The sequence below is a fragment of the Hypericibacter adhaerens genome (genome assembly GCF_008728835.1).
Lineage (GTDB): Bacteria > Pseudomonadota > Alphaproteobacteria > Dongiales > Dongiaceae > Hypericibacter > Hypericibacter adhaerens.
The window spans coordinates 1,310,807-1,329,150 of record NZ_CP042582.1 but is presented as its reverse complement, the minus strand read 5'-3'; the positions used below and the strand labels follow the sequence as shown (position 1 = coordinate 1,329,150).

The following is an 18,344-nucleotide window of genomic DNA, read 5'->3' as shown; positions in this document are numbered from 1 at the left end:
CAGGCAGCAAGCACATGTTTCACGCAGTCATGGCCCCGAACGGCTCCGAGGCGGCGCTTCGCCTGCCTGTCAACCGCCTCACAGATACGGAGCCGCAGCTCGACCTGAAGCGCCTCCGCTCCTATCGGCTCGGCCGTCTACGCGCGGAGCTAGCTGCCGGCGATTGTGCTGCCGCCATCCTGGTCGACCCGATCAGCATCCGCTATGCGACCGGAAGCCGGAACGCCTCCGTCTTCCAGATGCATGTGCCGATGCGGTACCTCTTCGTTCCCGTGGAAGGCCCGGTCGTTCTGTTCGACGGGGAAAGCTACCGCGCCACCGCCGAAGGCCTGGAAACGGTCGCCGAGTTTCGTGTCGCGCTGCCGCTCAGCCACTTCTTCGCCGGACCTCGTGAGGAAGAAACCATCCGGCGTTGGGCTGACGAAATGGGCGCGCTGGTCCGCACTCACTGCGGCGCGGGGCCGAGAATTGCCACGGACTTCGGGCAGTCGAGCGCGGTGACCGCGCTTCGCGAACAGAATCTGGACCTGGTGCCGGCGCAGGGCTTCGTCGAACGCGCCCGCTCGATAAAGTCTCCCGACGAAGTTCTCTGCATGAACCTGGCTCTCGCCGTCGCGGAGGCCGGTGCGGCCAAGATGCGGGCGGCGCTCGTCCCCGGCATCACCGAGAACGAGCTCTGGTCCCTGCTGCACCAGACCAACATCGCCATGGGCGGCGACTGGATCGAGGGCCGGCTGCTCTCGTCCGGCGACCGCCTCAATCCCTGGCTGCAGGAAGCCAGCGACCGGATGGTGCGCCCCGGCGAGCTCGTGGGATTCGATACCGACATGGTCGGTCCGCTGGGCTACTGCGCCGACATGTCCCGGACCTTCCATTGTGGCCCCGGAAAACCGACCCCGGCTCAGCGCGACCTCTACAAGCTCGCGTTCGAGGAGATCCAGCACAACATGGAGCTCCTGCGGCCCGGCGTGAGCTTTCGCGAGCTGTCGCAGAAGGCCTGGCGGATTCCGGAGCCCTATATCAGGAACCGCTACATGGTGCTGATGCACGGCATCGGTATGTGCGACGAATATCCGGCGATCTATCACCGTTACGACTGGGACAGTGCCGGCTATGACGGCACCGTCGAAGAGAACATGACGCTGTGCATTGAAAGCTTCATCGGCGCGGAGGGCGGCCACGAAGGCGTGAAGCTGGAGGAGCAGGTTCTGGTCACGCGAACGGGCGTGCGATGCCTCTCGCACTTTCCTTTCGAAGACGAACTGCTGGGCGGATGAGCATGGCGCCCATACTCGAGGTCAGGGGCCTCAGGAAGCAGTTCGGCGGCAGTATCGTGCTCAACGGTGTCAACCTCGCCGTGGAAGAGGCGAGCGTTCACGGCCTCATCGGTCCCAACGGCGCCGGCAAGACGACTTTCTTCAATGTGATCAACGGCATCTATCCGCCTTCGGCCGGCACGGTCACGTTCCGGAGGCGCGACATCACCGGCCTCTCCATGTCCCGCATCGCAAGGGCCGGGATCGGCCGTACCTTCCAGATCGCGCGCGTGTTTCGGGAGATGTCGGTCCTCGAGAACATGCTGGTGCCGGCGATCGAGCTCGGATTGTCTGGCCGCGCGGCACGGGCCAAGGCGGAACAACTCCTCGATCTCGTGCGGCTTTCCCACCTCGCGCGGAGCCCGGCAATCGAGATATCGGGCGGGCAGCAGAAACTGCTGGAATTCGCCCGGGTTCTCATGATCGAGCCGTCGCTGGTCCTGCTCGACGAGCCATTCAACGGGATCAGTCCAATCCTGTGCGAGAAGCTGATCCAGGTCATCCTCGCCCTGCGTCAGGAGAAGGGCCTCACTTTCCTGCTCATCAGCCACGAAGTGCCGCATCTGTCGCAACTCTGTTCCCGCCTCACGGTTCTCGCCGCCGGCCAGGAAATCGCGGACGGCACACCGGAGAGCGTTCGGCATGATCCGCGGGTCATCGAGGCCTATCTGGGCCAGGCGGAGGCGGCCGTCTGATGAGCCTCACGATCAGCGGCCTGACGGCGGGCTACACACGCGAGGTCCCGATCCTGAGCGGCGTGAACCTGCGCGCCGAAGAAGGCATGGTGACCACGATCATCGGGCCCAACGGCGCCGGCAAATCGACCCTGCTGCGAGCGGTCTTCGGCTATCTCAAGCCCGCATCCGGGACAGTCGAGCATTTCGGCCGGACGGTGACCGGTCTGGAGCCGGAACAGATGCTGACCGAGGGCGTCGCTTATCTGATCCAGGGCCGGAGCGTCTTTCCCTCCATGACGGTCGCCGAGAATCTCGAGCTCGGCTGCTGGACGATCCGCCGCGACCGGCGGCGCGTGCTGGACGCGCTGGCGCGCGCCTACGAGCAGTATCCGAGGATGGCGGAGAAGCGGAATGCGCGGGCTGGATCGCTCTCGGGCGGCGAGCAGCGCATGCTCGAGATCGCCCGCATCACCATGACAAACCCCAGGACGCTTCTGCTGGACGAGCCCTCGGTCGGCCTGATGCCGTCACTGGTCGAGGAAGTGTATCAGCAGATCGGGGCGCTGAAGAAGGCCGGCTACCTGATCCTGCTTGTGGACCAGAACATCCGGAAGACTCTCCAGATTGCCGACTATGTGTACGTGCTGAAGATGGGAGCCAACAGCCATCACGGCCCGGCGGCGGAGTTCAAGCACCGCCTTGCCGACATCATCAAGGAGTGGATCTGATGGACTTCAGCCTTCTTCTGGACCCGTCCATCCTCCTCGAACTCCTGGCGCAAGGACTGGTGCGAGGCTCGATGTATGCCCTGATGGCGGTGGGGTTGTCGCTGATATTCGGAATCCTGAACGTCGTGAACTTCGCGCATGGCGAGTTGTTCATGATCGGCGCCTACGTCATGTATTTCGTCGTGGCCTCCCTCGGGTTTCCGATCCTTGCCGGAATTGCCGCGGCGGCTGTCGTGCTTTTCGTGGTCGGGATGCTCATCGAGCGGGTCCTCATCGATCCGCTGAGGCGACGATCGGGGCGCGGCTGGCTTCTCGACGCCTTCGTGCTCACGATCGGGCTCACGGTGGTGTTTCAGAACCTCGCGACCGAGCTGGTCGGCAGCCGCCGCCAGGGCTTGGTGGAGATGATTCCGGGCTCCCTCGACATCATGGGCATCTCGCTGAGCTATGACAGGCTTGTGATTCTCGCCGCCACCCTCGTGGTCGGCGCGGGCGTATGGCTGTTCGTGCGCTACACCCCCCTCGGCAAGGCGATTCGCGCGACGGGCCAGGACGCGGAAGCGGCCCGGGCGCTCGGAATCAGCGTCCGTCAGATTTACATGATCACCTTCGGCATCGGTGCGTCGCTCGCAGGCATTTCCGGCGCTCTCCTTATCACCATCTTTCCGGCTTATCCCACCGTCGGCATGTTGCCTGCCATGAAGAGCTTCGCGGTGGTTGTGCTCGGTGGATTGGGGAACCTGCCCGGTGCGATCGTCGGCGGCTTTTTGCTCGGCATCATCGAGGCCTTTGCCGTCTTCTTCCTGGCGGCGGGCTGGCAGCACGTACTGACCGCCGCGCTCGTGGTTCTGGTGCTGGTCATCCGGCCGCAAGGGCTCTTCGCGGTTCAAGGGGCTCGCCCGTGAACGAGGCCGCTGCCGTCCTCCAGCCGTTCGGGCGCGCATGGCGTTCACCAGCCATGCGGGCGGCCAAGCTGGCCGTTCTCCTGGGCGCGCTGGTACTCGCCCCGCTGTTCGTGAGCGACCATTTCATCCTCTCGATCCTGATCGCGGCGCTAATGTTCGGCGTCTTCGGCGCGATCTACGACCTCATGGTCGGCTATTGCGGCCTCACGAACTTCGGCTATGCCGGCTTCATTGCCGCAGGGTCTTATGCGTCAGCTCTGGGCGCCTCCTTCATGGGGGTCAACCCGTGGGTGGGCCTGTTGGTCGGGGGCATCCTGTGCATGGCGCTCGGCTTCTTCACCGGCCTGATCGCCCTCAGGGTGAAGGGCCTCTATCTCGGCCTGCTCACCTGGTTCGTCGGGGAGACGATCCGGCTGACAATCGCCAACAGCACAGAGATAACGCGCGGTATGCTCGGGCTGACCGTCATGCCCTTTCCCGATCTGCTTGGGATCGACTTTTCACGGGCCAATCTCCATGCCTACTACTACGCGCTGCTGGTCATCGGCACCGCCATCGTTCTCGCCTGCTGGTGGTTGGTGAACTCGAATGCGGGGCGCGCCTTCAAGGCCATCCGCGACGACGAGCTGGCCGCCGAGAGCCTGGGGCTGAGCGCGACGAAGTACAAGCTGATCAATTTCTCGATCGCGTCGTTCTTCACCGGCATTGTCGGCGCCTTCTACGCCCACTATATCGGGATCCTGTCGCCCTCTCCCACAGAGTTCGGCGTCTCGCGCACGATCGAAGTGCTCACCGTCACCTATCTCGGTGGTCGAGGCACGCTGTTCGGCCCGATATTCTCGGGTTTCCTTATCGTTGGGTTCCAGGAAGCCCTGCGCGGGATCGGCGCTTGGCGCCTCATCCTGTTCGGAGCGCTGCTGATTTCAGTCATGCTGTTCTTCCCCCGCGGCTTGGCGACCCTGAAGAAGTGGCTCTGGTAGCGGCGGACCGTCAGCACAACGCCGACCCCCTTGACGGCGTGATCATCCATCCCGAGAGCTAGCCGACCAGACCTGCGAGCGCTCGCGCGATCGCGACCGCGGCCACGCTCGCCAGCACGATCAGCGCGACCCGGCGGTAGGTGTGGGCGGTGCTTCTGGTGAAGAGATGCGCGCCGACCCAGTTGCCGAGCGACATGGCGGGCAGCATCAGGATGGTGAGGAGCAGAACCTGCAGGGTGAGAAGGCCGCCCAGGGCAGCGCTGCCCAGCGTCACCCAGGAGAGCAGGAAGAAATAGACCAGGAGCGAGGCGCGGCCCACGGCGGCCCCCGCCGGCGAGGCCAGGAAGAAGATGATCACGGGCGGGCCGCCCATCGAGGTCGAGCTGTTGAGCAGGCCCGAAAGAACGCCGAGCGCCAGGCGGGTCGCCTTGGTGGGTGCGGCGCTGAAGCTGAAGCCGCGCCAGAGCAGCAGCACCGCGGCCAATACGACGAGGCCGATGAAGGCACGCATCAGGTCCGCCGGCAGGTCGCGCAGCATGATCACGCCGAAGGGCAGGCCGAGAACGGCGCCCGCCAGCAGCAACCAGACCGAGGGCCAGTCCGCCTGGCGCCAGACTTTCACCACAAGCTGCAGCCCGCCCAGGAGCGTGATGAGCGTCACGGCCGGCACCATGTCGGCAGGATCGAGGATCACCGTCAGCGCCGGTACCGCCGCCAGCGCGAAGCCGAAGCCGGTATAGCCGCGCAGGATGCCGGCGCCGAAGGCGACCAGCAGCAGGAAGGCGGTGCCCCCGGGGCCGAGGCTGTGGATCAGGTCGAGGAAGGATTGGAGCAAGGGGTGACTCGCGCATGGAGATCGCGCAGCCCCCTCCCTGGCCCTCCCCCTGAACGGGGGAGGGGATCTGGTACGAAGGCATCGCGCGAGGCCAACTTACCCGATTGGAAGACGGCGAAAACGAAGCTCTTGTCCCCTCCCCCGTTCAGGGGGAGGGCCAGGGAGGGGGCAGACTCGCTGCCGGCAACCTAGTCCCTGAGCTGCTTGCGCCAGCGCTCGATCGTGTCGGCGATGAACTCCCGGCTGGCGCTGTCCGCGGCCCAGGCGTGGGAGAAGGGTGGCGTGCCGTTCTTGGGGCGGAACTGCGGATCGAGTTCGTCGAAGGAAAGCCGCATCGGCACGGTGACGCCCTCGCCCACCACGATCGCCTCGCGGGTGCGCAGCGCCGGCAGCGCCTCGAGCAGGCCGATCGCCGAATCCGGCAGGGCGTTGCGCACGAAATTGCAGTCGCGCTCGTTGCTCATGCGCAGCGCGAAGAGCGTGTTGCACTGGGAGAGGATCGTGGCCGACAGCTCCGAGGGCCGCTGGCTCACCAGGCAGAGCCCGACGCCGTATTTGCGCCCCTCGCGCGCGATCGTGGCGACGACCTTGCCGGTCGGGCCCGGCGTCTGGGTCTCGTCGCGCGGCACATAGCGGTGCGCCTCCTCGCAAACGAGGAGGATCGGCATGGCGCGGCTGCGGTCGCTCCAGAGCGCGAAATCGAACAGCGTGCGGCAGAGCACCGAGACCACCACGTCGGTGATTTCGGAGGGCACGCCGGAGATGTCGAAGATGGTGATGGGCTTGCGCTCGACCGGCATGCGCAGGATGCGCGAGAGGATGTCGATCAGGTTGTCGCGCACCGTGAGGCCGGAGAACATGAAGGCGAAACGGCGGTCGTTGCTGAGCGCCTCGATGCGCGCCTTGAGGCGCAGATAGGCGGCGTTGTTCTCGGGCTTCTCGAGTTTGCCCATCGCGGCGTCGATCTGGCGCAGCACATCACCGAGACGATACGGCACCGGCGTGTCGACCGTGACATAGTCGAGCTCCTTGCCGGGGCCGGCGAACTTGCGCTTGGCCTCGACGATGGCGGCCTTGAGGACCGCATGCTCCGCCTCCATCGTCTCGCCGGTGCGGCTGGCGAAGACGGTGACAATCTCCTCGAAATTGAGCAGCCAATAGGGAAGCTGGAGGTTGGTCGGGCTGATCAGCTCGGCGCGATCGCCGAAGGCCTGGGCATATTCGTTGTGGGAATCGAGCAGCACCACATGGCCGCCCGGATTCTGGTCGAGCACCGCGCGCAGAATAAGGGCGACCGAGCAAGACTTGCCCGAGCCCGTCACGCCCAGCACGGCGAAATGCTTGCCGAGGAGATCGTCGGTGCTGACGAAGGCCGGCAGCGTCGCGTCCTGGTGGATCGTGCCGACGCGCAGGTTCGCGGCCTTGGGCCGCGCATAGACGATGCCCAGCTCGTCATGGGTCGCGGCGAAGAGGTCGGTGCCCAGCACCGGATGGATCGAGACGCCGCGCTGGAAGCTGCCCATCTGGCCGTTCGCGGCGCGCAGGGTTTCGCCCAGGAGCTGGATCTCGGCGAGATGCTTCTCGGTGGGAGCGATCTCGGCCTGCGCGTTCTCGGCGCGCAGGCTGGTCACCATCCCGAACACGTCCGAGGCCGAGGTCGGCATGCGCACGATCGAGCCGATGCGCACGCCCTCGGCACCCGGCTTCAGGATGGCCGTGACCGAGGAACCGGAGACCGCGATGACATGGCCGGTCTTGCCCGGACCCGGCCGGCGCATCGCCAGCGGCTTTTCGTCGATCGCATGAAGGGTGGACATCGCCTAAAACTTTCGAGGAATGCGACGGAAGTCGGTCGGAATATCAAATGAAAGCAGGGCCGCACCGGCAGCTTTGGCTGCAGCTTTCAACCCTAGCGGGTGAAGCCTGAACAAAGAGCTAATGGGGCTGGGGACCGGTTTAAAGGTCAGCGAGGCAGCAGGCGAGAATCTCTATCCCCTCTCCCGCTTCGCGGGAGAGGGCCAGGGAGAGGGCTGCTCGGTTTCTGACAGCGAGCAGCCCCCTCCTTAATCCTCCCCCGAAGACGGGGGAGGAGACAGAAATCGATGTCACCCCGCCCCCTCGATTACCGCCGCCATCCGCTCCACCACGGCCGCGGATTCCTCGACGGGCACATTGGTGAAGCTCATCGCCAGCGCCGGCGGCAGGCGCGCCTGCATCACGGCGCGGCTCAGCGGCAATGGCGCCAAGCCTTGCGCCCAGGCGCGCTGGGACAGCGCCTCGTCGTCGGATCCTTCGCGCAGCCAGCCCAGCAGATGCAGCCCGCCCGCCTGCAGATCGACGCGCAGGCGATCGCCGAGCCGACGCTCGAGGGCTGTCGCCAGCGCCTCGCGGCGCTCGGCATAGAGCTGGCGCATGCGTCGGATGTGGCGCGCGAAATGTCCCTCGGTCATGAAATCGGCGACCGTCATCTGGTCGAGGTAGCCCTGGCTCGGCATCAGCAGCGACGCCGCGCGATCGAACCGCTCCAGCTCCGGCGGCGGCACCACGAGATAGCCCAGCCGCAGGCCCGGATGCAGCACCTTGCTGAAGGTCCCGGTATAGAGCACGCGGTTGGCCTCATCGAGGCTCTTCAAGGCCGGCAGAGGACGGCCGCGATAGCGATACTCGCTGTCGTAATCGTCCTCGATCACCCAGGCCCCCGCCTCCGCCGCCCAGGCGAGCAGCGCCAGCCGGCGGTTGAGGGAGAGCGTCACGCCGAGCGGCGCCTGGTGAGAGGGTGTCACCACCGCGAAACGCGCCCAGGGCGCCCGCGCGCGGCCCGCCTCGACATCGATCCCCTCCGGGTCGACCGGCAGCGGCACCAGCGCCGCGCCCGCCTGCTTTAAGGCCTCGCGCGCGAGGAAATAGCCCGGATCCTCGAACCAGACCGGATCGCCCGGCCGCAGGAGCACGCGCGTGATGAGACCGAGCGCGCCCTGATAGCCGGGCGTGACGAAGATCTGGTCGCTGGAGCAGGAAAGGCCGCGCGCGATGGCGAGATAATGCGCGATCGCCTCGCGCAGGCGGCGGTCGCCGGCCGCATCCTGATAGCTGAGCGCGCCCAGCGACAGGCGCCGCGCATTGCGCGCGGCCAGCCGCGACCAGAGCTTGCGGGGAAAGAGATCGAGCGCCGGCAGCCCCATCTGGAAGGGCTTCGGCTGCGCGGTGTCGAACGCCGGATCGAGGAACGCCCGGACGGGCTGGATGCGCCGGCCGCGCGGGATCGGGCGCTGTCGCGACAGGTTCGAAGCCACGAGGGTGCCGCCCGCGGCCTGGGTCTCGACATAGCCCTCGCTCGCCAGCGTGGCATAGGCGAGCTCGACCGTGCCGCGCGCGACGCCGAGCTGGCTGGCGAGCGCCCGGCTCGAGGCCAGCCGCCGCCCCGGCTCGAGCCGGCCCTCCAGGATATCGGCCCGCAGCCGCTCATAGATCTGGCGGTGGAGGGCACCGCCGCTTCGCCGCTTGAGGCGAATATCCAGTCGAATCCGAGAATTAAGGGCGGCTTTCATGGCCTATCATTTCTATCAGAATCTGGCCCTGTCGCCTAGGCCACCAGGCTTCTACATCTCCTGGCACCGACCGACACGGGTGATCCCGAGGGCTGGTCGCCCACAACCTCTCGAAGCAAGGATGGATGTCATGAACGCCAGGATGAATGTCGCGAAGGCCGCTCCCGCCGCCTACAAGGCGATGATCGGGCTGCAGCAGACCATCGAGAACAGCGGGCTGGAACATTCGCTGATGGAGCTGGTGAAGATGCGGGCTTCGCAGATCAATGGCTGCGCCTTCTGCCTCGCGATGCACAGCGCCGATGCGCGCAAGGCCGGCGAGTCCGAAGTGCGCCTTTACCTCCTGAATGGCTGGCGCGAATCCCCCGTCTATAGCGAGCGCGAGCGCGCGGCCTTGGCCTGGACCGAGGCGCTGACGCTCATCACCGAAGGCCATGCGCCGGATGTCGTCTACGAGGAGGTGCGCCGGCAGTTCTCCGACGAGGAGATCGCCAACCTCACCATGGCGGTCGTGGCCATCAATGGCTGGAACCGGATCGCGATCTCCTCGCGGATGGTGCCGAACGTCGCGCCGCACAACGCCTGACGCGGTCTCTATCGATCCGAAGGACAGAGATCATGAACAAGGTCGCAAAACAGGCCGGCCGCAAGCTGGCCACCGCCCTCGCCCTCTGCGCCGGCCTGGCGCTCGCGGGCGCGGCCGATGTCTTCGCCGACAGCCCTCCCGGCGACAAGGTCACGCTGGTCTCGAGCGAGCCCTTGCCCAACCTGCCCGGCCAGCGCCTGACCACGGTCCGGGTCGAGTACGACCCCGGCGGCAAGTCCGTCTCGCACCATCATGCCGGCGTGGTGATGGCCTATATCCTGACCGGCGCCATCCGCTCGCAGCTCAAGGGCGGCGAGGTCAAGGTCTATCACGCGGGCGAGACCTTCTTCGAGCCGCCCGGCAGCGAGCATCTGGTGAGCGAGAACGCCAGCGACACGGAACCCGCCAGCCTGCTCGCGATCTTCGTGGCCCCGGAGGGCGCCGAGCTGACGGTGTTCGACAAGTAGGGCGACGATGGTCCCCTCCCTCGTTCCGGGGGAGGGGTTTTTGAGCCTCTGCCGCCAAGATTGTAATTGTCCAGCGATCTACAATCCCTCAGGATTGAGGCCAATTCCTGCGGGGGCACCGATGAAACGAACCATTGCGGTCGGGGCGTTGCTGCTATTGGCACTCCAAGCGTGCGCGTCACCTGATGGGAAGGAAGGAGCGAACGCCGCCGCGTCGGACTGGATCAAAGCCAGCGATGGCAGCTACACGCACAAGGCCAGTGGCGCGCTTTGCCCGATCGAAGTCGAAGGCTTCGCGCTGCAAGGGCTGAAGATGCCGGAAGCGCCCGGCAGTCTTGGCACCTGCCTCTATGCCGACAGCGCAGGGCGCCGTGGCGAGATTCGTGTCCGACGCTATATCCCGGGCGTCGGCGAGACACCGCTCGCCATTCAGAACGACAAGACGCTCATGGAGGGTGCAACCTCCTCGTCCGATCAGGTCATCACAAGCACGATTCGAGCCGGCCCGGGACCTGAGATCAACGGAGAACGATCGCAGCGTGACGTCATCACCGTGAAACGAAACGGTTTGCTGATCGATTGTGCAGCCTGGGAGAGGGTGTCGCAATTCGAGGACGGCAGCCCCATCGTCGATTTTGGGATCAATTGCCTCCACATGCCCGGCGAGGGCTGAAAGGTTTCACTCCGCCGCTTTCCTCGCCTCCTCCACCTTCCCGAACCCGCCGCCGCCGGGCGTCTCGATCACGAACATGTCGCCCGGATTCATCTCCGTCTTGTCGGTCGAGCCCAGATCGGTGCGGCTGCCATCGGCGCGGATGACATAGTTCTTCCCGACCGCACCCGGCTCGCCGCCGGCCATGCCGTAGGGCGGCACCTTGCGGTGGCCGGAGAGGATCGCGGCCGTCATCGCCTCGCGGAAACGCAGCTTGCGGGTGACCCCGTCGCCGCCGCGATGCTTGCCCTTGCCGCCCGAGCCGCGCCGGATGGCGAAGCTTTCCACCAGCACCGGGAAGCGCCATTCCAGAATCTCGGGATCGGTCAGGCGCGAGTTGGTCATGTGGGTATGGACCGCGTCGGTGCCGTCGAAGTCCGGCCCCGCGCCCGAGCCGCCGCAGATGGTCTCGTAATACTGATAGCGCGCGTTGCCGAAGGTGAGGTTGTTCATCGTGCCCTGCGAGGCCGCCATCACGCCCAGCGCCCCATAGAGCGTGTCGGTGATGCATTGCGAGGTCTCGACATTGCCCGCCACCACCGCCGCGGGATAGCGCGGATTGAGCATCGAGCCGGGCGGGATGACGACCTCGAGCGGCTTGAGGCAGCCCTCGTTCATCGGGATGGTGTCGTCCACCAGTGTCCGGAAGACATAGAGCACGGCCGCACGGCAGACGGCCGAGGGCGCGTTGAAGTTGCTCGCGGCCTGCGGGCTGGTGCCGGTGAAATCGATCCGGGCCGAGCGCGAAGGATGGTCGATGGCGATCGCGACCGTGATCTGGCTGCCATCGTCGAGCGGATAGGTGAAGCGCCCGTCCTTGAGCACGGAGATCACGCGGCGCACCTGCTCCTCGGCATTGTCCTGGACATGGCCCATATAGGCCCAGACCACGTCCAGCCCATACATCGCCACCATGCGCCGGAGCTCCTGCACGCCCTTCTCGTTGGCGGCGATCTGGGCGCGCAAGTCGGCGATGTTCTGGTCGGGGTTGCGCGCGGGATATTTGCCCGAGGAGAGTAAGGCCCGCATCTCCGCCTCGAGGAAGCGGCCGCGATCGACCAGCTGGAAATCGTCGATGAGGACGCCCTCCTCCTCGACCGTGCGGCTGTCGGGCGGCATCGAGCCCGGGGTGATCCCGCCGATATCGGCATGATGCCCGCGGCTGGCGACATAGAAGAGGACGCGGTTGGCGGACGGAGAGTTGGTTGCTCCACCCCCTCCCTGACCCTCCCCCATCAAGGGGGAGGGGATCAGTTTTGCGGCGCCGGCTCCCTCTTCCTTATCCCCTCCCCCCTTGTGGGGGAGGGTCAGGGAGGGGCGCGCATCCCGCTCGAACACCGGCGTCACCACCGTCACGTCCGGCAGATGGGTGCCGCCGTTATAGGGCGCGTTCAGCACGAACACGTCGCCGGGAGCCATGGTGGCGCTGCGGCTGCGGATGACGGTGCGGATGCTCTCGCCCATCGAGCCCAGATGCACCGGCATGTGCGGCGCATTGGCGATGAGCTGGCCCTCGCGGTCGAAGATCGCGCAGGAGAAATCGAGCCGCTCCTTGATATTGACCGAGTAGCTGGTCTTCTCCAGCGTCGAGCCCATCTGCTCGGCGATCGACATGAAGAGATTGTTGAAGATCTCGAGCATGACCGGATCGACCTTGGTGCCGACGGCCGAGGCGCGCTGCAGCGCCACGATGCGCGTGAGAACCAGATGGCCGTGCGGCGTCATCTCGGCCTGCCAGCCGGGCTCGATCACGTTGGTGCCGATCGGCTCCACGATGATGGCGGGGCCGGCGATCTTGTCGCCCGGCTGCAGGTCGGCGCGGTCATAGAGCCGCGTGTCGTGGGCGGTGCCGGCGGCGCGCATCGCGACGCGGGCCTTGGAGCGCGGCTGCGGCTTGAGCGCGCGCGGCTCGATCACCGGGTCCGATACGCTCTCGGTCTTGCCGATCACCTCGACCGAGACCGCCTCGAGGACATGACCCTTGTCGGGCACGATGAAGCCGTAGCGCTGGCGGTGCGCCGCCTCGAAGCGCGCGACGACCTCCTTGAGGCCGCCGAACTCCACCACCAGGGCGGCGTCCGTGCCCTCATAGCGCAGATGCACGCGCCGGACAGCCGAAAGCGCCGCCTCCGGCAGCTCCTGCCCCTTCATCTCCTCGCGCGCCAGCGCCTCGAGCTGGTCGAGCCTCGCCTTGGCATCCGCCAGCGCCGGCTCGCCGAGCTTCGCCTCGATCGCGGATTCGCGCATGGCGCGGACATCGGCCAGGCCCATGCCATAGGCCGAGAGCACGCCCGCCATGGGGTGGAGGAAGATCTTGGTCATGCCCAGCGCGTCGGCCACCAGGCAGGCATGCTGGCCACCGGCGCCGCCGAAGCAGCAGAGCGTGTAGCGCGTCACGTCATAACCGCGCTGGATCGAGATCTCCTTGATCGCGTTCGCCATGTTCTCGACCGCGATGGTGAGGAAACCCTCGGCCACCTGTTCGGGCGTCCGCTTCTGTCCGGTCGCGGCCTCGATCCGGGCCGCCATCGCCTCGAACTTGGACTTGACGATCGCGGTATCGAGCGGCTGGTCGCCGCCGGGCCCGAAGATCTTCGGGAAGAAATCGGGCTGCAGCTTGCCCAGCATCACGTTGCAGTCGGTGACGGTGAGCGGGCCGCCGCGGCGATAGCAGGCGGGGCCGGGATCGGCGCCGGCCGATTCCGGGCCGACGCGGAAGCGCGCGCCGTCGAAGAACAGGATCGAGCCGCCGCCAGCCGCGACCGTGTGGATCTGCATCATGGGCGCGCGCATGCGCACGCCCGCCACATGGGTCTCGAAGGCGCGCTCATACTCGCCGGCGTAATGCGACACGTCGGTCGAGGTGCCGCCCATGTCGAAGCCGATGATGCGCTCGAACCCCGCCTGGCGCGAGGTCTCGACCGCGCCGACGATGCCGCCCGCGGGGCCCGACAGGATGCAGTCCTTGCCCTGGAAGAGGCGCGCGTCGGTGAGGCCGCCATTGGACTGCATGAACATGAGCCGCGCGCCGCCCAGCTCCGAGGCCACCTGGTCGACATAGCGGCGCAGCAGCGGCGAGAGATAGGCATCGACCACCGTGGTGTCGCCGCGCCCGACCAGCTTCATCAGCGGGCTGACGCGGTGGCTGACCGAGACCTGGCTGAAGCCCATCTCGCGGGCGAGCTCGGCCAGCCTTCGCTCATGCTCGGTATGGCGATAGCCGTGCATCAGCAGGATCGCGACCGCATGGATGCCGTCCGCGAGCGCCGCCTGCAGCCCGGTCCGCGCGCCCGCGAGATCGAGCGGCCGCAGCACCTCGCCCTCGGCCGTGACGCGCTCATCGACCTCGAGCACGCGCTCATAGAGCAGCTCGGGCAGCACGATCCGCCGCGCGAAGATATCGGGGCGGTTCTGGTAGCCGATCCTGAGCGCGTCGGCGAAGCCCCTGGTCACGGCCAGCAGCGTGCGGTCGCCCTTGCGCTCGAGCAGCGCGTTGGTGCCGACGGTGGTCCCCATCTTGACCGCGGCGATCGCGTCGGCCGGGATCGGCCGCCCCGCCCCGAGCTTGAGCAGCTCGCGGATGCCCTGGATCGCCGCGTCGCGATAACGCTCGGGATTCTCGGACAGCAGCTTGTGCGTCACGAGGCCGCCATCCGGGCGCCGCGCGACGATGTCGGTGAAGGTGCCGCCCCGGTCGATCCAGAACTGCCAGCGGCCCCCCTCCACGGCGGCGTCCTTGCCGCCCGCGAGCTTGCCCATGATTCCGGCCGCCTTCTCCGCCATGACCCGCTCCTGCCTGGTGACGCGATCGGCCGCTGCCCTGGACGACAGCGGCCGGGTCGAAAAAAGAGCCCGGGAGTGTAACGGATGGCGCCGGGCCCGTCAGCGCCTCGGCCGGGCCGCCCGCCCCCGGGAGGCACTCCTTTGAGATGGATCAATGACGGGAACGCCGCCGCAACCGATGTTGCAGCATCGGCCGGCAGGGCTTTCCCCTCGTCTGGCCATGGTCTTTGACGACGAGGAAGGTCCTTCATGAAGGACTCCATCCGGGCGCGCTATGCCGAGGAGCGCCTGCCCCGCTATACGAGCTACCCGACCGCACCACATTTCACCGGCGCCGTGTCCGCCCGCCGCTATGACAAATGGCTGGCGAGCCTCCCGGCGGCCCCGGCCTCGCTCTATCTGCATATTCCGTTCTGCCGGTCCATGTGCTGGTACTGCGGCTGCCACACCACCGTGGCCCGCCGCGACCGGCCGATCCTCGACTATCTCGCCGCCCTCCGCCGCGAGATCGAGCTCGTCGCCGACCGGCTCACGCAACCGCTGCCGGTCCGGCAGATTCACTTCGGCGGCGGGACCCCGACCATCCTCGCGCCCGTCGATTTCGCGGGCCTGGTCCGTCTTCTGCGCCAACGCTTCCCGCTGGAGCGCGATGCCGAGACCGCCGTCGAGATCGATCCGCGGACGCTCGCCCCCGCCATGATCGGAGCCTTCGGCGAGGCCGGCGTGACGCGCGCGAATCTCGGGGTGCAGAGCTTCGATGTCCGGGTGCAGGAAGCCATCAACCGCCGCCAGGGCTTCGAGCAGACCGCGGCGGCGGTTACGGCTTTGCGCGCCGCCGGCATCGACAGCATCGGTTTCGACCTGATCTACGGCCTGCCGCATCAGACGGTGCGCTCCTGCCTCGAGACCGTCGAGGCCTGCGTGGCGCTGCGCCCGGGCCGCATCGCGGTCTTCGGCTATGCGCATCTGCCGGGCTTCAAGAAGCATCAGCGCAAGATCGACGAGGCGGCCCTGCCTGGCGGCAGCGCCCGGCACGACCAGGCCGAGGCCATCGCCGAGGCCCTCATGGCAGCCGGCTACCGGCGCATCGGCATCGATCATTTCGCGCTGCCCGGCGACCGCCTCGCCGAGGCCTCGGCGAAGGGAGCGCTCCATCGCAACTTCCAGGGCTACACTACCGATTCCGCCGAAACCCTGATCGGCTTCGGCGCCTCGGCCATCGGCCGGCTGCCGCAAGGCTATGTGCAGAACGAGACCGTGCTCGGCGCCTATGCCGAGCGGGTGCAGCGGGGCGAGCTGGCGACGGCCCGCGGCTACCGGCTGACGGCGGAGGACCGGCTGCGAGGCGAGCTCATCGAGCGGCTCATGTGCGATTTCGAGGTGGATGTGGCCGCGATCTGCGCCCGGCATGGCGCGGCGCCGGCCGAGCTGATGCGCTCGGCCAACCGGCTGGAGGCGCTGGCGGCCGACGGCATCGTCCAGGTCGAAGGCTCTGTCGTGCGGCTCGCCGACGATTCACATTTCCTGGCGCGGACGGTGGCCTCGGCCTTCGACGCCCATCTCGGCGCGAGGCCCGGCGGCTTCAGCCGCGCGGTGTAGCGCTTGTTTACGTCACCCCCGCGAAAGCGGGGGCCCATGGGATAGGCCAGAGCACGACATCAACATGGGCCCCCGCTTTCGCGGGGGTGACCACAAGAGCATTGGTGGGCGCCGTCCGGCGCCATGGCTCTCGCTACCGGATGAACTTCAGCGCGAGCCTGACCAGCGTCGGCACCAGCTGCGGACGCGGCAGCCGGCTGTCATAGCGGGCCATGCGACGGTCGTTCTCGGCGAGGCACAGGGCCAGGAGATCGCGGGCCTTGAGATCGGTCTTGATCGCCTTGCTGCTGACGGCCGTGAAGTTGCGCTGATCGCCGACATCCTTCGCGGAGGCGGCGCGCGCCTTGATGCGGCCCGCGAAGATCGCCAGGCAGCGCAGGTCGAACAGGGTACGCCGATACCAGGGCAGCTGACGGCGATGCCATAGCCGCCAATTCACGAAGAACAGGATGTGGCGGCATTCCTCCTGGATCACCGGCTCGAAGGTCTCGACCAGCTCGGGCGGGAAGAAGCCGGAACGGCGCGCCAGCTCGAACAGGCCGAAGGCGAAGAAGCTGTCGAAGCATTCGCCATAGCCGGTCTGCAGGAAAGCGAGCTCGGGATCGGGCGGCGGCGGATAATCGGGTTCGGCCGCCAGCTTGATGCCGTAGAACTCGACCATCTTGCCGAGCACGAGCCGGTGGCGCGCCTCCTCGCCGGCATCCATGGTCACAGCTTCGCGCAGCAGCGGGTCCTGGATGGTGGCGGCATAGGTTCCGACCGCCATCGAGGCCTCGCCCTCGACGCGCACCGCCATGTCCCAGACCGGCAGGCCGGTCAGGCGCGCGAAGGCCTCGTCGTCGAGCTTGGGCCAGGCGATGACGGCGGGCTTATAGGGATCGTGGGAATCGAGCAGCATGCGGCAGAAAAGCTGCTTGTGCTGCTCCGTCCCCAAGGTGATCCGGCCACCGGCGCGATTGACGGTCATATGACCGGCCGCCGCAGGCGACGTGCTGTCATCGGTCATGCCAACAAGCCCTTACGCGAATTCAAAACTATCGGTGGAAGCTGCCGGCCCCGCCAATGCCATGTCGAGAACGGCATTGTCCCCCAAAGGCCCGCAGAATTGCCCCCGGTGTTCTACCAGCGACATAGTCGAGGCTGTCAACCGTTGATGAAAGACGGCCGACAATGCGCGACCTTATGGCCTTGCCGGGTCAGAACCCGCCGAGCCCTGAAGGGTAAGCGCCCCTCACCCTATTTGTTCCCCGTAAATCCGTGTTTTCATTGCGACAGGCCGCCGCAGCCCGAGAGGGCAGCCGGCTCGGCCGGCCGCCCGATCCCGGGGCCGAGGCCCGTCCGATTCTCAGGAGGCGGCCCGGCGCTGCTTGGCGACGGCGGGTTCAGCCGGCGGCGCCGGCGCCTTGATCGGCGTGGGCTGTTCCGCCAGCTCGCGGGTCAGCTGGCCGATGCGCTGAATGATGCCGGCCACCGGCGACTGGGCCGTCGTGGGGGCGGGAGCGACGATCCGGGTTTCCATCTCGAGCTCCACCCGCGCCTCCGGGGCAATGACATCCGTGCTAGCGGCGAGGGCCTGCTCTTCCGCCTCTTCGGCCGCCAGCGTCTCCGGCGTCACATCCTCGAACCGGTCCGCCGTCGTGTCGGGCTCGATCTCCGCTTCCGCCTCGGCCTCGATCTCCGCCTCCGGCTCGATTTCCGTGTCGGTCTCCGCTTCGGGCTCGAGCGCCGCTTCTTCGGCCGCCAAGGTCTCGGCGGTCACGTCCTCGAAACCGTTCTGAAAATCATCGCGGCCTGCCGCCTCGAGATCGGCCTCCTCCGCTGCAGGCGAGTCCATCGCGGTGAAGCTCTCCTCGCCGGCCGGCCCCTCCCCGACCAAGGCGCTCGCCTTGCGGTCCATCTCGTGCAGCGTCGCCATGATCGCTTCGCCGCCGCCGGTCTCGATCGCACCCAGCAAGGCCTGCAGCATCGCCTTCACCTGCTCGTGATCGCGGCGCAGTGCCTGCAGCTCGCCGACATAACGGCCGAGCTCGCTCTCGCGATCGGCAGCGCGCTGCTCGATCTGGTCCATCAGGTGAATCAGGCGCGCGCTGTATTTGCCCTGCTGCTCGCCGATGCTGCCGAAGTGACGCTCGGCCGCTTCGACGCGCCGGCGCAGTTGCTCGATGTCGCTCATCCCAGAAACCTTTTCCCAAGCAGTCCCCGCGACGG

The 18,344-nt window shown here is 67.1% G+C and carries 15 protein-coding genes; 9 read left to right on the top strand and 6 right to left on the bottom strand.

Going from position 1 to position 18,344, the window contains the following annotated elements; translation table 11 throughout:
- Window positions 1–14 precede the first annotated feature (14 nt).
- The 5 genes from FRZ61_RS05855 to FRZ61_RS05835 are packed head-to-tail and all read left to right on the top strand — an operon-like array spanning window position 15 to window position 4,606.
- Window positions 15–1,277, top strand: coding sequence for a M24 family metallopeptidase (locus tag FRZ61_RS05855; protein ID WP_151115660.1), 1,263 nt, complete (start codon window positions 15–17; stop codon window positions 1,275–1,277).
- A complete protein-coding gene (locus tag FRZ61_RS05850) occupies window positions 1,274–2,011 on the top strand; it encodes an ABC transporter ATP-binding protein (RefSeq protein ID WP_225309141.1) in 738 nt (245 codons plus the stop codon). Before FRZ61_RS05855 ends, FRZ61_RS05850 begins: the two co-directional genes overlap by 4 nt.
- Window positions 2,011–2,721: an ABC transporter ATP-binding protein gene (locus FRZ61_RS05845; RefSeq protein WP_151115656.1), complete on the top strand. Its 711-nt coding sequence runs from the start codon at window positions 2,011–2,013 to the stop codon at window positions 2,719–2,721. Before FRZ61_RS05850 ends, FRZ61_RS05845 begins: the two co-directional genes overlap by 1 nt.
- Entirely contained in the window at window positions 2,721–3,626 is a 906-nt protein-coding gene (locus tag FRZ61_RS05840) for a branched-chain amino acid ABC transporter permease (RefSeq protein WP_151115654.1), read from the top strand. The genes FRZ61_RS05845 and FRZ61_RS05840 overlap by 1 nt, the downstream gene beginning before the upstream one ends.
- A complete protein-coding gene (locus FRZ61_RS05835) occupies window positions 3,623–4,606 on the top strand; it encodes a branched-chain amino acid ABC transporter permease (RefSeq protein ID WP_151115652.1) in 984 nt (327 codons plus the stop codon). Before FRZ61_RS05840 ends, FRZ61_RS05835 begins: the two co-directional genes overlap by 4 nt.
- Before the next feature lie 58 nt (window positions 4,607–4,664).
- On the opposite strand, the gene FRZ61_RS05830 is transcribed toward FRZ61_RS05835, so the two are convergent.
- The 3 genes from FRZ61_RS05830 to pdxR form a co-directional block, all read right to left on the bottom strand.
- Window positions 4,665–5,441, bottom strand: coding sequence for a sulfite exporter TauE/SafE family protein (locus tag FRZ61_RS05830; RefSeq protein ID WP_151115650.1), 777 nt, complete (start codon window positions 5,439–5,441; stop codon window positions 4,665–4,667).
- Between the two features lie 188 nt (window positions 5,442–5,629).
- A complete protein-coding gene (locus tag FRZ61_RS05825) occupies window positions 5,630–7,258 on the bottom strand; it encodes an ATP-binding protein (RefSeq protein ID WP_225309140.1) in 1,629 nt (542 codons plus the stop codon).
- 288 nt (window positions 7,259–7,546) lie between these two features.
- A complete protein-coding gene (pdxR, locus tag FRZ61_RS05820) occupies window positions 7,547–8,989 on the bottom strand; it encodes a MocR-like pyridoxine biosynthesis transcription factor PdxR (RefSeq protein WP_151115648.1) in 1,443 nt (480 codons plus the stop codon).
- Window positions 8,990–9,119: 130 nt separating this feature from the next.
- Here pdxR and FRZ61_RS05815 point away from each other — a divergent pair, with 130 nt between their 5' ends.
- From FRZ61_RS05815 to FRZ61_RS05805, 3 genes are all read left to right on the top strand, one after another.
- Window positions 9,120–9,575, top strand: coding sequence for a carboxymuconolactone decarboxylase family protein (locus FRZ61_RS05815; RefSeq protein WP_151115646.1), 456 nt, complete (start codon window positions 9,120–9,122; stop codon window positions 9,573–9,575).
- Between the two features lie 32 nt (window positions 9,576–9,607).
- On the top strand, window positions 9,608–10,042 hold the full coding sequence (locus tag FRZ61_RS05810; RefSeq protein ID WP_151115644.1) for a cupin domain-containing protein: 435 nt from the start codon (window positions 9,608–9,610) through the stop codon (window positions 10,040–10,042).
- 121 nt (window positions 10,043–10,163) lie between these two features.
- Complete coding sequence (locus FRZ61_RS05805) at window positions 10,164–10,715, top strand: hypothetical protein (RefSeq protein ID WP_151115642.1); 552 nt, start codon at window positions 10,164–10,166, stop codon at window positions 10,713–10,715.
- A gap of 6 nt (window positions 10,716–10,721) precedes the next feature.
- On the opposite strand, the gene FRZ61_RS05800 is transcribed toward FRZ61_RS05805, so the two are convergent.
- On the bottom strand, window positions 10,722–14,513 hold the full coding sequence (locus FRZ61_RS05800) for a hydantoinase B/oxoprolinase family protein (RefSeq protein ID WP_225309241.1): 3,792 nt from the start codon (window positions 14,511–14,513) through the stop codon (window positions 10,722–10,724).
- Window positions 14,514–14,786: 273 nt separating this feature from the next.
- On the opposite strand from FRZ61_RS05800, the gene hemN reads away from it, so the two are divergent.
- Entirely contained in the window at window positions 14,787–16,136 is a 1,350-nt protein-coding gene (gene hemN / locus FRZ61_RS05795; RefSeq protein ID WP_151115638.1) for an oxygen-independent coproporphyrinogen III oxidase, read from the top strand.
- Window positions 16,137–16,269: 133 nt separating this feature from the next.
- Here hemN and FRZ61_RS05790 read toward each other — a convergent pair whose 3' ends face one another.
- Both FRZ61_RS05790 and FRZ61_RS05785 read right to left on the bottom strand, forming a co-directional pair.
- Window positions 16,270–17,142 (bottom strand): ferritin-like domain-containing protein, encoded by an 873-nt coding sequence (locus tag FRZ61_RS05790; RefSeq protein WP_151115636.1) that lies wholly within the window; start codon window positions 17,140–17,142, stop codon window positions 16,270–16,272.
- Window positions 17,143–17,481: 339 nt separating this feature from the next.
- Window positions 17,482–18,309: a hypothetical protein gene (locus FRZ61_RS05785; protein WP_151115634.1), complete on the bottom strand. Its 828-nt coding sequence runs from the start codon at window positions 18,307–18,309 to the stop codon at window positions 17,482–17,484.
- Window positions 18,310–18,344: the final 35 nt, after the last annotated feature.

Bases quoted from the DNA above. Each gene is read 5' to 3' on its own strand.
- FRZ61_RS05815 (WP_151115646.1), top strand. From the start codon at position 9,120: ATGAACGCCAGGATGAATGTCGCGAAGGCCGCTCCCGCCGCCTACAAG.
- pdxR (WP_151115648.1), bottom strand. From the start codon at position 8,989: ATGAAAGCCGCCCTTAATTCTCGGATTCGACTGGATATTCGCCTCAAG.
- FRZ61_RS05785 (WP_151115634.1), bottom strand. From the start codon at position 18,309: ATGAGCGACATCGAGCAACTGCGCCGGCGCGTCGAAGCGGCCGAGCGT.
- FRZ61_RS05805 (WP_151115642.1), top strand. From the start codon at position 10,164: ATGAAACGAACCATTGCGGTCGGGGCGTTGCTGCTATTGGCACTCCAA.
- FRZ61_RS05825 (WP_225309140.1), bottom strand. From the start codon at position 7,258: ATGTCCACCCTTCATGCGATCGACGAAAAGCCGCTGGCGATGCGCCGG.
- FRZ61_RS05845 (WP_151115656.1), top strand. From the start codon at position 2,011: ATGAGCCTCACGATCAGCGGCCTGACGGCGGGCTACACACGCGAGGTC.
- FRZ61_RS05790 (WP_151115636.1), bottom strand. From the start codon at position 17,142: ATGACCGATGACAGCACGTCGCCTGCGGCGGCCGGTCATATGACCGTC.
- hemN (WP_151115638.1), top strand. From the start codon at position 14,787: ATGAAGGACTCCATCCGGGCGCGCTATGCCGAGGAGCGCCTGCCCCGC.
- FRZ61_RS05850 (WP_225309141.1), top strand. From the start codon at position 1,274: ATGAGCATGGCGCCCATACTCGAGGTCAGGGGCCTCAGGAAGCAGTTC.
- FRZ61_RS05855 (WP_151115660.1), top strand. From the start codon at position 15: ATGTTTCACGCAGTCATGGCCCCGAACGGCTCCGAGGCGGCGCTTCGC.
- FRZ61_RS05840 (WP_151115654.1), top strand. From the start codon at position 2,721: ATGGACTTCAGCCTTCTTCTGGACCCGTCCATCCTCCTCGAACTCCTG.
- FRZ61_RS05810 (WP_151115644.1), top strand. From the start codon at position 9,608: ATGAACAAGGTCGCAAAACAGGCCGGCCGCAAGCTGGCCACCGCCCTC.
- FRZ61_RS05800 (WP_225309241.1), bottom strand. From the start codon at position 14,513: ATGGGCAAGCTCGCGGGCGGCAAGGACGCCGCCGTGGAGGGGGGCCGC.